General features: G+C 62.8%; 17 protein-coding genes. 9 read left to right on the top strand and 8 right to left on the bottom strand.

The window, feature by feature from the left end; translation table 11 throughout:
- Positions 1-14 precede the first annotated feature (14 nt).
- A complete protein-coding gene (locus tag HYH07_RS21625; RefSeq protein WP_220004386.1) occupies positions 15-704 on the bottom strand; it encodes a recombinase family protein in 690 nt (229 codons plus the stop codon).
- A gap of 383 nt (positions 705-1,087) precedes the next feature.
- On the opposite strand from HYH07_RS21625, the gene HYH07_RS21620 reads away from it, so the two are divergent.
- A complete protein-coding gene (locus HYH07_RS21620; RefSeq protein WP_220004385.1) occupies positions 1,088-2,356 on the top strand; it encodes a hypothetical protein in 1,269 nt (422 codons plus the stop codon).
- Between the two features lie 223 nt (positions 2,357-2,579).
- Here HYH07_RS21620 and HYH07_RS21615 read toward each other — a convergent pair whose 3' ends face one another.
- From HYH07_RS21615 to HYH07_RS21605, 3 genes are all read right to left on the bottom strand, one after another.
- Positions 2,580-3,221, bottom strand: coding sequence for a helix-turn-helix domain-containing protein (locus tag HYH07_RS21615; protein WP_220004384.1), 642 nt, complete (start codon positions 3,219-3,221; stop codon positions 2,580-2,582).
- A gap of 110 nt (positions 3,222-3,331) precedes the next feature.
- The gene (locus tag HYH07_RS21610) at positions 3,332-3,607 is read right to left on the bottom strand and encodes a hypothetical protein (RefSeq protein ID WP_220004383.1); all 276 of its coding nucleotides are present in this window, start codon (positions 3,605-3,607) and stop codon (positions 3,332-3,334) included.
- A 209-nt stretch (positions 3,608-3,816) separates the two neighbouring features.
- Entirely contained in the window at positions 3,817-5,067 is a 1,251-nt protein-coding gene (locus HYH07_RS21605) for a site-specific integrase (RefSeq protein WP_220004382.1), read from the bottom strand.
- Positions 5,068-5,430: 363 nt separating this feature from the next.
- On the opposite strand from HYH07_RS21605, the gene HYH07_RS21600 reads away from it, so the two are divergent.
- Entirely contained in the window at positions 5,431-5,919 is a 489-nt protein-coding gene (locus tag HYH07_RS21600; RefSeq protein ID WP_220004381.1) for a hypothetical protein, read from the top strand.
- Between the two features lie 59 nt (positions 5,920-5,978).
- Here HYH07_RS21600 and HYH07_RS21595 read toward each other — a convergent pair whose 3' ends face one another.
- The gene (locus HYH07_RS21595; RefSeq protein WP_220004380.1) at positions 5,979-6,476 is read right to left on the bottom strand and encodes a DUF1993 family protein; all 498 of its coding nucleotides are present in this window, start codon (positions 6,474-6,476) and stop codon (positions 5,979-5,981) included.
- Between the two features lie 98 nt (positions 6,477-6,574).
- Here HYH07_RS21595 and HYH07_RS21590 point away from each other — a divergent pair, with 98 nt between their 5' ends.
- The 4 genes from HYH07_RS21590 to HYH07_RS21575 all read left to right on the top strand — a co-directional run bounded on the left by HYH07_RS21590 (position 6,575) and on the right by HYH07_RS21575 (position 9,466).
- On the top strand, positions 6,575-7,396 hold the full coding sequence (locus HYH07_RS21590) for a transporter substrate-binding domain-containing protein (RefSeq protein WP_409363904.1): 822 nt from the start codon (positions 6,575-6,577) through the stop codon (positions 7,394-7,396).
- A gap of 1 nt (position 7,397) precedes the next feature.
- A complete protein-coding gene (locus HYH07_RS21585) occupies positions 7,398-7,898 on the top strand; it encodes a hypothetical protein (RefSeq protein ID WP_228749687.1) in 501 nt (166 codons plus the stop codon).
- A gap of 154 nt (positions 7,899-8,052) precedes the next feature.
- Complete coding sequence (locus HYH07_RS21580; RefSeq protein ID WP_220004378.1) at positions 8,053-8,940, top strand: DUF2147 domain-containing protein; 888 nt, start codon at positions 8,053-8,055, stop codon at positions 8,938-8,940.
- Positions 8,941-9,109: 169 nt separating this feature from the next.
- On the top strand, positions 9,110-9,466 hold the full coding sequence (locus HYH07_RS21575; RefSeq protein ID WP_220004377.1) for a hypothetical protein: 357 nt from the start codon (positions 9,110-9,112) through the stop codon (positions 9,464-9,466).
- A 10-nt stretch (positions 9,467-9,476) separates the two neighbouring features.
- Here the strand turns inward: HYH07_RS21575 and HYH07_RS21570 are convergent, their stop codons facing one another.
- Entirely contained in the window at positions 9,477-9,881 is a 405-nt protein-coding gene (locus HYH07_RS21570) for a cupin domain-containing protein (protein WP_220004376.1), read from the bottom strand.
- A gap of 17 nt (positions 9,882-9,898) precedes the next feature.
- The gene (locus HYH07_RS21565; protein WP_220004375.1) at positions 9,899-10,597 is read right to left on the bottom strand and encodes a ribonuclease activity regulator RraA; all 699 of its coding nucleotides are present in this window, start codon (positions 10,595-10,597) and stop codon (positions 9,899-9,901) included.
- A gap of 249 nt (positions 10,598-10,846) precedes the next feature.
- Between HYH07_RS21565 and pxpB the strand changes: the two genes are divergently transcribed.
- Genes pxpB through HYH07_RS21550 form a run of 3 tightly spaced genes read left to right on the top strand, consistent with a single transcriptional unit; the run spans position 10,847 to position 13,414 of the window.
- Complete coding sequence (gene pxpB / locus HYH07_RS21560; protein ID WP_220004374.1) at positions 10,847-11,578, top strand: 5-oxoprolinase subunit PxpB; 732 nt, start codon at positions 10,847-10,849, stop codon at positions 11,576-11,578.
- The gene (locus HYH07_RS21555; RefSeq protein WP_220004373.1) at positions 11,575-12,612 is read left to right on the top strand and encodes a biotin-dependent carboxyltransferase family protein; all 1,038 of its coding nucleotides are present in this window, start codon (positions 11,575-11,577) and stop codon (positions 12,610-12,612) included. Before pxpB ends, HYH07_RS21555 begins: the two co-directional genes overlap by 4 nt.
- 31 nt (positions 12,613-12,643) lie before the next feature.
- Positions 12,644-13,414, top strand: a complete 771-nt coding sequence (locus tag HYH07_RS21550) for a LamB/YcsF family protein (protein WP_220004372.1) — start codon at positions 12,644-12,646, stop codon at positions 13,412-13,414.
- Here the strand turns inward: HYH07_RS21550 and HYH07_RS21545 are convergent, their stop codons facing one another.
- Positions 13,415-13,585, bottom strand: coding sequence for a hypothetical protein (locus HYH07_RS21545; protein WP_220004423.1), 171 nt, complete (start codon positions 13,583-13,585; stop codon positions 13,415-13,417).
- Between the last annotated feature and the right edge of the window lie 208 nt (positions 13,586-13,793).

The following is a 13,793-nucleotide window of genomic DNA, read 5'->3' as shown; positions in this document are numbered from 1 at the left end:
CGATGCGACCGAGCTTAGATGCGCTCAAGCACTCGCGCAACTTGGACGGCCGACCAGGCGCCGGTGCCGCGCGCCGTCGGGATACCGCGACTATTGAGCCCATCCGCAATGGCCCTAAGGCTGGTTGCGCCGGCCGCCTGTAGCTCAGCGATAACCGGAGCGATGTCGGAAGCTCGATCCGCCGCACGCTTCTGGAGGGCCACCGCAGAGGCCGCTCGCATCTTGGCTGTGGGCTTCACGCCGCGATTGCCACCGAGCTGCTTGCCGCGCTTCTTGGCCGCCGCGAGGGCGGCCTTGGTGCGAGCCGAGATCATACCGGCCTCCAGCTCGGCCACCGCGACCATCTGCTGAAGCAGGAAGCGGCCAGTCGCACCCTCGATCTGAGGAAGGTCTGCGAAGCGGACGTCGACACCTGCTTCCAACAAGCGCGATAGGAAGGCCACGGAGCGCGTTAGTCGATCGACCTTGCTGACGACCAGCGATGCGCGGTGAAGCCGCGCAGCGGCCAACGCTTTGTCCAGTGCGGGCCTATCCGAGCGCTTGCCTGACTCGACCTCTGTGTACTCATCGACGATTTGCCAGTCGCCGCCGTTTAGGTACGTGGTGACGGCGGCCTTCTGGGCCTCAAGGCCAAGCCCACTTTTGCCCTGCTTCCCGGTTGAGACCCGGTAGTAGGTGACGAACTTCCCGTTGTTCTGAGCCATGACCGCCTCGTTACAAATACGTCAACGTTCGTTGAGACATTTGTAACGCGATCGATGCTGCTGTCAAGTAACTGAAAAAGCTTGGCGCGTCGGCCCCAATGCGTCGGGAGGGTGCACGTAGGAATCGACCCCACACTCCATTGCTTTGTGCGCGACCTAAGCCATCGTGCACGGCCGGGCACATGGGACAATCATGCGGGGACATCGAGGGGACAGCGGGGACAAGGGTGACCGGCACTGAGCAGCCGGGCGCCCCGGGCGGGCTGAGGCCCGCCGGCTACGGTTTGCGACCAGCTGTAGCAAAAAAATTCTGAGGACGGACGCGTGTGAGTATGGGGTGGTTCAACCGTGCGACCTACAACAGGGCGCCGGAGGGAACCATTATGGCAAATTCGAAATCAGCAGTTCCACGTCTCGATGACAAGGCGCTCTTGAACCTCATTCGAGAGCTCGAAGGCATTCACACCCCTTCCAATATCATGTTGCAAGCCGCAGGTCTGGACTCAGTCGACCTGAGGAACCCCGGAGAAAAAAAGGCCATTCTAGACGAGTTGGAAAAGGAGCCTGGTCGCTACCTGATCACCCGCATCAACCTCACCTATCAACACTTCAATATCTACTACATTCGCAATCAAGAGCCCGGTCGGCTGAGTCCCTTTTACGATGAAATAGAGATCAATCATAACGAGAACCAGGGAGGCCTGGATCCCCAGGCCCGTATAGCGCTGCTCGACCATATTAATCGTCGGGTCACGCTTGGAGGCATCAGTCAGCGCGATGAACTTGCAGCCAAGTCTATCGACGACCTCCAGGCGATTTATCATTCTACAATCCTAAAACTAGAGACCAGCTTCGCGCAGCAGATCGAAAAGATCACGGATTGGACTGTTGAGCAGACCACTGCCTTGGAGCAGGAGAAGCTCAGGCTGGCCGGAGAGATCGCGACCGAGCGCGAGCGGCTGATGACGGAACAGGAGACCAAGCTGGAGGCACTGCGCCGTGATGCTGAAGCTCTGGAACAGCGTCGCAAAGATCTTGATGATCGAGACTACATGCATGCCAGGCGTGGGACGCTTGGCGAGCTACGCAAGAGGATTATCGAACGACAGCAAAAGTTCACGCTGACACCTGAGACAACCCGCCTGCGCTGGCCGATTCACGCCGCACTCATTGTGCTGATACTGATTCTGCTTGGTGTGAACGTCGTCACGGCGAGCACCATCCTGAATTTGGACGTTGGAAAGGTGGATTGGCCGGTGCTCGCTTGGGCGTTTGGTAAGCAGAGCGTCGTGACCATCGCCCTAGTCGGCGCGTTGTTTTTCTATGTGCGATGGATGAACCGGTGGTTTGAACAACACGCCTCCGCCGAGTTCCTGCTGAAGCAATTTGAACTCGACATCAACCGCGCCAGCTGGGTCGTAGAGACTGCGATGGAGTGGCGAAGAGATCAGCACTCCGAAATTCCAGCTCCTCTGCTGGAAGGCGTAACTCGAAATCTCTTCACCTATGGCAACAGTTCCGCTCAGGACCAGAGTGCAGCCGATGATCTAGCCTCAGCGTTGGTTGGCAACGCCTCGGGGTTGAAGCTTAAGGTCGGCGATAATGAAATAAATTTCGACCGGAAGGGCTTAAGCGGCCTCGCAAAGACATAGAGGCGCCCATGACGACGTCACCTATAGCCCAGATCTTGCCAAGCGGAGGTCTCCTTGACCTCAAGATCGCTCTTTAGCGCAGGCGCAATATGATGAGCGTTCGCTCGTACATAGTCGACTAACCGCTCGCGCTCGCGCCGGCTCAACGGCGCGCGTCGAGCGCGCCTCACGAAGGTGGCGAACGCCTCTGCAAGGTCATTTAGACTGTCGGTCCTGTTGTTGTTCATTGGAGCATCACTCCCATGGCGCCGCTCGCGCGCTTTCTGCGCGCGTCATCAAAGGAAAGACTCTCTCTATCGACTCTATCAACACGAGTGGTGCCCCGCTGGCGCGCTGAAGGCGCGCCGCGCATTGAGTTAGATAGATTGGTTCTTGAGATTGGTTCTGTAGGAAGCGTGCTTCCGGTCTTGCTGCACAAAACTTCCGGTCTTGCGACACTAGACTTCCGGTCTTGTTTAGACTTTGACCGGAAGTTTGCTTCCGGTCTTCCATCTTTAAGACCGGAAGTGTCCTTCCGGTCTTGGAGCAAGCCTTGGTACAGCGCTGTCTTATCCCGACCGCGATGACACACGCGTAAATGCCCGCGTTCGACCAGACCCGCAACGTACTGCCTGATCATCCTGTCTGAGACGCCGAGCCGTTCAGCGAGAAGAGCTTGGGACGGATAGCAAGAGCGCGTCTTGTGGTTGAAGTGCTGGCTCAGCACCCAGGCGAGACGGAACTCCGGTGCTGTTGTCCGCGGATCGGTTTCGACTTGGTTATTCCAGGCGAAGATGAATTTCGTGAAGGTCAGCTTGTTGTGCGCGTCGAGCTCGGGCGAACCGTTGCGCGGAGCCGATGGAGAAGATATGTTGTCGGTCGTCACTTGGCACTCCTATGCCATGGAGATTGTGAGCGGGGGTAGTGCCCTGCTCTCTCAATTTCAGAAGCCCCGCTGATTGCCGTCGGCGGGGTTCTGTATTTGTGGGGTGAGGATCAGGCCCGATCAGCGCTGCTGACAGCTTGCCGTCGATCCCACTCCTCGAGATCGCCGAGACGCCAGTACCGATGGGACACGCGGCCACTAGCGTCGTGCACCAGCATGACAGGCTTCGGAAAATCGAGATGAGGCTTCAGCAGCCAACGATCGATCGTCCGCGACGTGACGTCGTACCTCTTGGTAAGGCCACGGATCTGGATCTTCTGTTCGGGATCGATATCAGAAACGCGCACAGACGTGCGCACAGCGCTATGCGTAGCAACCACGGTCACTCCGTCGCCCGCCACGCCTGACGTGACGGTCGTTCCGATGCGCGCTGTGGTCTCCTTGTTCCTACGATTCAGGCAGCGCTGTTTCAGATGCTGATTGGTGGTCGTGGTAGTCGAAGCGCGCTCGCCCTGCGAAAGCTCGCGCGCAAATCAGCGAGCCTTAAATTATTGCGTCACTGTCCGCCGTCAATAGCGGTCAAACAATAATTTTATCAAGGCCTTGGCAAGGGGGTCTCGGAGGCCTTGCCAAGAGGTTGCTCAACGATAGTCGCTATCAGATCGGCCAGCTTCGCAAAGGCTTCGCGCTTCTCCTTGACGTAAGCGTAGCGATCATAGGTACCCTCAACTCCGCCGATAACGTGACCCAGGCACAGCTCAGCATGATCACTTAGAACGCCTGCCCTACTCATGAGCGTCCGCGCTGTTCGGCGCAGATCGTGCAAGGTCCATCGCTCCAGCCTGACGTCTTCCCCAACTATCTGACGCAGTTGGGTCAGCATGAGGCAATCGAATGCGGCCTTGCGAGATCCCCACCCACGCAGCGGCGCCTGTCCGTCCAACGTAAAAACCAGATCCCCTTTGCCCACCTTCATCACCCTAGCGATGATTCCGATCGCAGCCTCCGACAGCGGGACCAGATGGTCCACCTTCGTTTTGTAGCGCGCCGCAGGGACCGTCCAGTCGCCTAGCTCCATTTCACTACGTCGGAGGCCAGCGGCCTCATTGCGCCGCGTGGCGGTCAGCAGCAGCAATTGGAGGTACTGCCCGAACAAGCCGGCCTCATTAGCAGCGCGCCACAGCGCGCGCAGCTCGATGTCTGACAGGACACGCTTGCGAGCGCGGTCTTTGGTTGAGGTCCGCGCCATTCCTCTCATGATTGGACTGACGAAATCGTCGGTACGGACCGCGTGCCAACTGAACAGCCGGCGCATTGTCGCCAGTGTGTAGTCCGACATCACCGGCCCCCTGCTCTGCTCGATGTCGTCGAGAAGCTTCACTACCTCTGAGCGCTTGATGCTCTCCATCGCGCGGTCACCGAGCACCGGGAAGACCAGCCTCTTAAGAACAGCCTCGCGCGTCCCGATCGTCCGCAAAGATTTGTGCTGAGCGAGGTACACCTTGGCGACACTGCGCAGCGTGTCATCAGCCGCGGCCTTCTTGCGTTCCGCCTTTTTGACCTCTGCGGGGTCGACGCGCTTCGCAACAGCGACGCGCGCCTCGTCAGCGAGATCGCGCGCGTCGCCAATCTTGATGACCTCTACGCCCGCGTCGGTGTAGGCCGTGCCGAGCGTAAGCTTGCGGCTCTTTCCGGCAAATCGGTATCGATACGCCCAGCTCTTGGCGCCGCTCGGGTGCACCTGCAGGTACAAACCGGCGCAGCCTGGGTCCGGAACCTCGTAACGTTCTGCCTTTGCTTCGAGGTTCTCGACTGCCTTGACAGTGAGACCGCGCGCCCTCGCCATCGTCGCCTCCTCTATTGGGGTAACGCAGGGGTAACATGAAAGTGCTGTCTGTCGATAGTGCGCGATGACCCCGGACAATGCATGACACTCAAACAAAATCAGGCATTTATGGACGTTTTTGACCGAGTGTTGTCCGGCGTTGTCGTCCATTGTCGGTGGCTTTTACATCATCAATCAGGACGTGCTCGGCTGAGGCAAATCCGAAGGCGGTCGACCTGTCCGACCGCCTTCGGAAGGCCAAAATGCGTCCCATTTTGGTGCAGATCGGGCCCCAACTCAGCCTTAATCGAACCCGCGTAATGTATCCGGCCGCGGCGGCAGTGGGACAGACTTGCCGGCCGCGTGGCGCTGGAGGATGGACCCTTGTCAGAGATCGACCCGACCGACCAAGCGCTGGCGACCATCGCCAGCATTTTCGAGCACCCCGAACAGACCCTTGTTGTCCGTGAAACCGAGATCATTCGCGAGACCGAGATGGTCGCCGTCGGTGAGCACTCGGCTGTTGAGGAACATCATGTCGTCGACGAGCATGACGAGCATCCGGTGGTCGAGGAGCAGCCGCTGGTGCCCGATCACACCGACGCCGACGGCTACAGCAAGGTCGGTCCCGGGCCGATGGTGGCGATCCGCCTGAAATGGACGGTCCATCGCGGCGACGACGGCCAATATTACGTGCACGAGACCATCGGGGAGCAGTCCGCTCCCGTGGTCAGCGGCCCGATGACCAGCGAGGCCGCCGTGCATTTCGTCGACGAACACGAGAGCGAAGCGCATCGGCGCTTCGAACTCTTGCGCAGCGAGATTTCCGGCCGCAGCTCGCTTGCCGATTACGAGCGCAAGGGCGAGGCGTAAGGCTATTTGCGCCAATCTCTCCGTACACCTCTCCCCGCTGGGGAGAGGTAAACACGACCCTACTTCCTTCCCAAAAAATCCTTCTTCACCAGCTCGACGCCCGCGTGTCGCAACAGGTCGTAGGCGGTCGTAACGTGAAAGAAGAATTGCGGGATGCTGTTGGTGAGCAGCAGCGTCCGCCCGGTAAAGGGCAGTTCGGTCCCGTTCTTAAGCTTGAAGAAGACCCTCAGCTCCGCCGCCGCATCGATGTCGGCGCGCGGCAGGCTTTCAATAAACTCGATTGAGGTTGCGATCCGCGCCTGAAGCCCGGCCATGTCGTGCTCAAGCGGCGGCAGCGCGACCGGCTCGCACTGCGCCAGCAAGGCCGGCGCGACGGTGGCATGGCGGCAGGCTTCACCAACCTGCTGCGCCAGATCGTACATGTTCGGCGCCATCCGCATGCCGAGCAGCACGGCCGGATTGAACTTGCGGGTCTCGGCATAGGCAGCGCCCTTGTCGAGCAGCACGGACAGGTTGCGCAGATAGGGTACGAAGAGGCCGACCGAGGCCTCGTACATCGAGATCGTCACGCCGGGATTTCCTTCAATTTCGTCTCGCCAGAAACTGGCATCTGGTCTAAATCCACGTCCACGAGTTGCACAATGACAGCTTGGGCATGGATGGGAAAGAGATGACTGTTCGAATATCGCTTCGAATATCTGTTCGAATCTTGGCGGCTTTGGCCGTGATGTTGCTGGCAAACCTTTCGGCGCATGCGCAGCAAGCATCGGCCTCGCGGCTCGACGAGATCATCAAGCGCGGCACGTTGCGCGTCGGCATGACCGGCGACTACAAGCCCTTCACCTATCTGGACAAGGCGACGCAGCAGTTCTCCGGCTTCGACGTCGACATGGCGGAGGCTTTGGGCAAGGCGCTCGGCGTCAAGGTCGAGTTCGTGCCGACAGCCTGGCCGAAGCTGATGAAGGATTTCGAGGCCGACCAGTTCGACATTGCGATGGGCGGCGTCTCCGTCACGCTCGATCGCCAGAAGAAGGGCTACTTCTCGATCCCGATCATGCGCGAGGGCAAGACGCCGATCGCGCGCTGCGCCGACGTCGGCAAATACCAGTCCATTGCCGACATCGACAAGAAGGGCACCCGGATCATCGTCAATCCCGGCGGGACCAACGAGCGTTTCGCGCGCGCCAACATCAAGGACGCCGATATCACGGTCTTCCCTGACAACACCGAGATCTTCCATGAGATCGCCAAGGGCAACGCCGACCTGATGATGACGGACGCCTCCGAGACCCGCTACCAGCAGAAGCAGAATTCAGGCGTGCTCTGCGCGGTGCATCCGGACAAGCCGTTCGACTTCTCGGAGAAGGCTTACTGGCTGCAGCGCGACATGGCGCTGAAAGCCTTCGTCGACCAGTGGCTGCACATCTCCATGGAGGACGGCAGCTACAAGAAGATCTACGCCGCCTGGTTCGACTAGCATGCGGCTGACGATCGCGTGGGCGACCGCACTCGCGCTGGCGGGAGCCGGCAGCGCATTCGGGCAGACGCCCTTCACGCCCGCGACGGGCCCCGCCTGCAAGGACCAATCCAGGGAAGGGTTCGGTCTGTGGACCTGCCCGGGGCCGGCCGGCTACGTCGTGCGCTTCGCCGACGAGGGCAACATCGTCTCGCTCACGATTGCGCCGAGGCGCGCGATCGAGAAGGTACAAGGACCGACGGCGCAATGGCGCGGTGCCGGCAAGGCTTTTGGCGACAAGATGCAGTGGATCATGCGCGCCGGCGTTCCCAAGGCCGCGGTGATCCGGACCTGGAGCCGGGTCGGTGACGACGAGCGTGAAGTCCAGGAGCTCTCGGTGTTCGCGATCAATGGCGACAAGGCCTGCCTCTTCGGCGCAGTCGAGATCCACACCGACAAGGCCAACGTGGTGGCCCTCGCCCGTGCCGAGGAGGCCGCCGATTCACGCTGCCCGGAAAAGTAGCTGGGCCACCCGTCCAACTCTCGACCGAGTTCGGCGTTATTGAACCCGGGACCCCCGGCAGACGACTCACACGGAGACAGTGATCTAGATCACTTTTCGCAGGTGAACCGGGGCGTAAGCGTCGGTGCGGGGACCAGCTTTTCGGGAGATGGAAATGAGGAAGCTGTTGGCCACGGCCGCATTCCTTTTGGCGAGCACCGCAGCGCAGGCGCAGTACACGTTCGAGTATGGCGGGCGCACCATCCGCATCGATCCGGACCGCGGCACGGTGCAGATCCCCGGCGTGTATGACAACACCGGCCAGGGCAAAGCCAAGAAAGCCAAGAAGAACGACACCAAGCAGGACCTGCAGGCACCGCAGCAGGCCAAGGTCGATCCGCAAACGCCGGCTGCTCCCGCGCCGGCCCCCGCTCCAGTTGCCGCGCCTCCGGCCGCGGAACAGGCTCCCGCGCCGCCCGCCCCGGCAGCCGCAGCACCACCGCCTGCCCCCCCGGCGGTTCCACCTGCGGCAGCAACCGCCAGCACAGCTCCGGCCGAAGACATGGTACCGCCGCCGCAACCGGCTCCGAGCGCAGCCCCGACGGTGGCCGCAGTGCCGCCTGTACCACCCCCGCCGCCGGCGCCGACCGTCGCCGCCGCGCCACCGGCACCGGTCCAGCAACCAGCCCCCGCGCCGGCTTCTCCTCCTGTTCAGGCCGCCGTCGCACCGCCAGCTCCCGCAGCCGCGCCCGCGCGCGATCTCAATTCGCCGCTCGGCGTCTGGCTCACCGAGGAGAAGGAAGGCAAGGTCCGCATCGAACAGTGCGGCAATAATCTGTGCGGCTATTCGGTCGACAGCAAGTCGAACCAGAATGGCGAGCAGGTCTTGATCAACATGAAGCCCGGGAAGGACCAGAAATGGTCAGGCCGCATCCTCGATCCCAACAGCGGCTCGACCTACGATTCGACCATCACGTTGCGGGGCACGGACCGCCTGCGCGTGCAAGGCTGCGCCTTTGGCGGCATGTTCTGCGGCGGCCAGACCTGGACGCGCGTGAACTAGCTCGCGTTCGACAATTTCGAGAAAGACTGGGGGCCCGTGATCCGGGCTCCCTTGCTTTGCGACGGATGTGCGTCAGCTCACAGAGGAGCTGGCGCGCGTGACAGTCCTCACATCGCGGATTCCGCGGCGGTGACACGATCCCGGCACGGTCAACCAAAAGGGGCGTGTCATGAACAGATTTCGCAAGGGTCTCTTCGCCAGCATTATCGCCATCGCCTTCCCGCTCGCGCAGGCGGATGCCGCGGGCCCAACCTTCGACGGGACATGGAATGTTCGCATCTCGTCGTCCAGTGAAACCTGCGGCAACGGCGCGACGGTCGCGATCGGCATCAACAACGGCCAGATCGCCTCGAGCAGCGCGGCGGTGACGGCGTCAGGCCGCGTCGCCGATGCCGGCAGCATCAACGTCACCTTGAGCACCGGCGTCAAGCACGCCGTCGGCTCCGGCCGGCTCAGCGGTGCCTCCGGCTCCGGCACATGGCGTGGCGCCATGTGCTCGGGCACGTGGACCGCGGAGCGGATGTAGGCGGCGCGCTCTAGCCCAGCGGCGCGCCGTATTCGGCGTCCGTCACCGGCTCGAGCCAGGTCGAATAGATGCCGTCGAGGGCTTCCTGCATGGCGATATGGCACATGCTGTTGCCTGGCGAGCCGCCGTGCCAATGCACTTCTCCTGGCGGGATCCAGACGGTGTCGCCGGGGCGGATTTCCTTGACAGGGCCCCCTTTGGTCTGGACGCGTCCGACGCCCGAAATCACGTAGAGCGTTTGGCCGAGCGGATGGTGATGCCAGTTGGTGCGGGCGCCGGGCTCGAACGAGACGCGCGAGACATTCAGCCGCGCCGGCGCAGGCGCCATGTTGATGGGGTCCTGCAACACGGTGCCGGTGAAGTGTTCCTTGGGCGCGCGGCGGGTCGGCCGCGCACCTGCGAGCGTGATGTCCATGGGGTCCTCGTTTCCTGTTACTTCTTGCTGGCGGCGTAGCGCGCCTTGGTCTCGGCGTTCATGGGATAGAGGCCCGGCAGCACCGCGCCGTTATTCACCTCGTTGACGATCCAGGCTTCCATCCGCTCCTGCTCGACGCCCTCGGCGAGAACGTGGTCGAGCATCGCTGCCGGAATCAGCACACAGCCGTCCTGATCGGCGACGACGATGTCGTTCGGGAATACGGCGACGCCGCCGCAGCCGATCGGCTCGCCCCAGCCGACAAAGGTGAGGCCTGCCACGGACGGCGGCGCGGCATAGCCGTCGCACCAGACCGGCAGATTGGTACCGAGCACGCCCTCGACGTCACGCACGACGCCGTCGGTGACGAGCGCGGTGACGCCGCGCTTGACCATGCGGGCGCAGAGGATGTCGCCGAAGATGCCGGCGTCGGTGATGCCCATGGCATCGACCACGGCGATGCAGCCCTCGGGCATCGCCTCGATCGCGGTGCGGGTCGAGATCGGCGACGACCAGGATTCCGGCGTCGCCAGATCCTCGCGCGCCGGCACGAAGCGCAGCGTGAAGGCAGGTCCCACCAGGCGCGGCAGGCCCGGGCGCAGTGGACGCGCGCCGCGCATCCACACATTGCGCAGGCCCTTCTTCAGCAGGACCGTGGTGATGGTGGCGGTGGTGATGCCGGCGAGGGTCTTGCGGGCTTCGGGGGACAGCGACATGGACGAGAACGAGCTCCAAGGTGCAGGAAAGAACGCGCGCATCTTGCGAGCCGGGGGCTTCCCGTCAAGGGCCAAAGCCCTGACAAGAATGCGGCCCAGCCGGGCTGGTTATGCGACACGATAACAACGCTTTATCGCCACACCCGGCATTAATTTATTGGACTTGCGGGCGCATTTACGCGAAGCAGGGTTGAGGCGGAGCTCAGGGTCGAGCCCGCGCATTTTCTCAAGGCCCGAATTCGACAGCTCATGGCCGCGACGCTTCCCCCGCCCCGCCTTCTGCCCAGTGGCGACAGCGCCGTCACGGTCGAGTTCAGCCGCACCATCGACGACGCCGCCAATGAGCGCGTGCTCGCGCTCGACAAGGCGCTCGCAGCTCACCCCATCGAGGGCATCTCCGAGACGATCCCGACCTATCGCTCGCTGCTGGTGCATTACGACCCCGGCAAGATCGGCTTTGACGCGCTCGGCGGAAAGCTGCTTGCGATCGCCAGCCGACCGCTGCCGCCGACCACCAAGGCGCGGCGCTGGCGCATTCCCGTCGCCTATGGCGGCGAGCACGGCATCGATCTCGAGGATGTCGCAACGGCACTGAACACCACGCCCGACGACATCGTCGCCCGCCACGCCGGCGGCGATTATCGCGTCGCCATGATCGGTTTCACGCCGGGCTGGTCCTATCTCAGCGGCCTCGACAAATCGCTGCATATGTCGCGGCGAGAGAGCCCGCGGCTGTTCACGCCGGCCGGCACGATCTCGATCGGCGGCATTCAAGCGGGCATCCAGTGCCTGGCCGCGCCGAGCGGCTGGCACCTGCTCGGCCGCACGCCGGTCAGGACCTATCAGCTCCACCGCAATCCGACCTTCCTCACCGAGCCCGGCGATCGCGTGACGTTTTTTGCGATCGACCACAAGACGTTCGAGGAGCTGGACCGCGCCGCGGAAGCCGGCGAGATCATCGCCGAGCGGGTCGACGCATGAGCCGGCTCATCGTCGCCAGCATCGGTCCCGCAAGCTCCGTCCAGGACGGCGGCCGCTTCGGCGCACAGCGCTATGGCCTCACTGTCAGCGGCGCGATGGATCGGCTGGCGCTGGCCGCGGCGAATACGCTCGTTGGCAACGCGCCGTTCGCAGCCGCCGTCGAGATCGGCCCGTTCGGCGCCACCTTCACGGCCCGTGACGGCGCGGTGCGCATCGCCATATCAGGCGCACCGCGCAATGCCGACATCGCCGGCAAACCGGTGGCGATGGACACGTCCGTCACACTGAAGGACAGCGAGACGTTGACGCTGGGCTTTGCCCGCGGCGGCGCGTTCACCTATCTCGCGATCGAAGGCGCCATCAAGGGCGAAGAGGTGTTCGGCAGCCTCGCGGTCAACGCCCGCGCCGGGCTCGGCAGCCCCTACCCGCGGCCGCTGCAGGCCGGTGACGAATTCGCGGTCGATGCCGCGAGCGGCGCGCCGGAGCTGCGGATCGAATTGCCGAAGCCGATGAGCGGCCCGATCCGCGTCGTGCTGGGTCCGCAGGATGACGAGTTCGACGACGCCAACAAGGCGCTGTTCCTGGATAGCGAGTGGAAGATCTCGGCGACCTCGGACCGCATGGGCTACCGCCTCGAAGGCCCCGCCATAAAACATCTGCATGGCCATAACATCGTCTCGGACGGCACCGTCAACGGCAGCATCCAGGTGCCCGGCAACGGCGCGCCGATCGCGCTGATGATGGACCGCGGCACCTCAGGCGGCTATCCGAAGATTGCGACCGTGATCACGGCGGATGTCGGCCGCCTGGCGCAGACCTCGGCGGGCACGGCGTTCCGCTTCAAGGCGGTCAGCATGGCCGAGGCGCAGGACGAGGCGCGCAAGTTTCAGCAGCTGATCCGCACCCTGCCCGATCGCCTGCGCTCGTCCGACACGGTCGAGCTCAACATCGAAGCACTCAGCGATGCCAATGTTGCGGGCTATGCGGTGAGTGCCATGGATGCCGGGACCTGGCAGGTCGTGGCGGAGCCGTAAGCGACAACAAGGCCAAAGGCGGAGAGCAACCATGAAGACGATCGATCTCAATTGCGACCTCGGCGAAGGTTTTGGCGCGTGGGAGATGGGCAACGACGCCGCCATGATCGAGCTCGCAAGCTCGGTCAATGTCGCCTGCGGCTTCCATGCCGGTGACCCCGACATCATGCGGCGGACGGTGGAGCTGGCGAAGGCGCGCGGCGTCTCGGTCGGCGCGCATCCTGGCTATCGCGACCTGCACGGCTTCGGCCGGCATCCGATCGCGGGCCTCAAGGCCTCCGAGATCGAGAACCTCGTCGCCTACCAGATCGGTGCGCTGCAGGCGATCGCGACTGCCGCCGGCCACAAGGTCACGCATGTGAAGGCGCATGGGGCGCTCTCCAATGTCGCCTGCGAGGACGACATGACGGCGAAGGCGATCGCCGCCGGCATCAAGGCGGTCGATCCCAGCCTGATCTTCGTCGTGCTCGCCAATTCGAAACTGGTGAAGGCCGGCGAAGCGGCCAACCTGCCGATGGTGCACGAGGTGTTTGCCGACCGTGCCTATGAGGACGACGGCAACCTCGTCTCGCGCAAGAAGCCGGGCGCGGTGCTGCACGATGCGAAGGCGATCGCGGAGCGCGTGGTGCGCATGGTGCAGGATGGCGCGGTGGTGTCGGTCACAGGCAAGGTGATCAAGATGCGCACGGACACGGTGTGCATCCACGGCGATACGCATGGCGCGGTCGAGATCGCGCGGACATTGCGCCAAGCGTTGAAGGATGCCGGCATCGAGGTTGCGCCGTTCAAGCGCGCGTCTTGATCAGAACGGGTGCGCCGAGAGCGTGCCGAAGAGAAGCACCGCGATGAGCGCGCACGCGCCGTAGATGCCGATGTGGCGCGCGCTCGCCTTTGTCCTGCGCGAGACCGATCGCGCATAGAGATGAAGCCTGGCTTCCGCCGACAATTCCCGGATGGTCGATTTCCAGCGCACCATCCGTCCAGTATGAACGATTCACCACGACGGCCGTAAGACAGTCGTGCAAATAGCGATAGACCTGTTTCTCTGGCTCACTTTGCAGGCGAAAATTCTCGGAACCCGCGGGTTCCAGGAATCCTATTCGTTAGAGTCCGAGCCAAATGGAACCGGTTCCGGTGCCACCCAGACCAAACCCTCGAAAACAACCCCATGCACAGTAGAA

The organism is Bradyrhizobium sp. BR 10261 (assembly GCF_019455395.1).
GTDB lineage: Bacteria > Pseudomonadota > Alphaproteobacteria > Rhizobiales > Xanthobacteraceae > Bradyrhizobium > Bradyrhizobium manausense.
This window is presented reverse-complemented; position numbering and strand designations above follow the sequence as displayed.

Bases quoted from the DNA above. Each gene is read 5' to 3' on its own strand.
- HYH07_RS21625 (WP_220004386.1), bottom strand. From the start codon at position 704: ATGGCTCAGAACAACGGGAAGTTCGTCACCTACTACCGGGTCTCAACC.
- HYH07_RS21620 (WP_220004385.1), top strand. From the start codon at position 1,088: ATGGCAAATTCGAAATCAGCAGTTCCACGTCTCGATGACAAGGCGCTC.
- HYH07_RS21605 (WP_220004382.1), bottom strand. From the start codon at position 5,067: ATGGCGAGGGCGCGCGGTCTCACTGTCAAGGCAGTCGAGAACCTCGAA.
- HYH07_RS21595 (WP_220004380.1), bottom strand. From the start codon at position 6,476: ATGTACGAGGCCTCGGTCGGCCTCTTCGTACCCTATCTGCGCAACCTG.
- HYH07_RS21590 (WP_409363904.1), top strand. From the start codon at position 6,575: ATGGATGGGAAAGAGATGACTGTTCGAATATCGCTTCGAATATCTGTT.
- HYH07_RS21585 (WP_228749687.1), top strand. From the start codon at position 7,398: ATGCGGCTGACGATCGCGTGGGCGACCGCACTCGCGCTGGCGGGAGCC.
- HYH07_RS21580 (WP_220004378.1), top strand. From the start codon at position 8,053: ATGAGGAAGCTGTTGGCCACGGCCGCATTCCTTTTGGCGAGCACCGCA.
- HYH07_RS21575 (WP_220004377.1), top strand. From the start codon at position 9,110: ATGAACAGATTTCGCAAGGGTCTCTTCGCCAGCATTATCGCCATCGCC.
- HYH07_RS21570 (WP_220004376.1), bottom strand. From the start codon at position 9,881: ATGGACATCACGCTCGCAGGTGCGCGGCCGACCCGCCGCGCGCCCAAG.
- HYH07_RS21565 (WP_220004375.1), bottom strand. From the start codon at position 10,597: ATGTCGCTGTCCCCCGAAGCCCGCAAGACCCTCGCCGGCATCACCACC.
- pxpB (WP_220004374.1), top strand. From the start codon at position 10,847: ATGGCCGCGACGCTTCCCCCGCCCCGCCTTCTGCCCAGTGGCGACAGC.
- HYH07_RS21555 (WP_220004373.1), top strand. From the start codon at position 11,575: ATGAGCCGGCTCATCGTCGCCAGCATCGGTCCCGCAAGCTCCGTCCAG.
- HYH07_RS21550 (WP_220004372.1), top strand. From the start codon at position 12,644: ATGAAGACGATCGATCTCAATTGCGACCTCGGCGAAGGTTTTGGCGCG.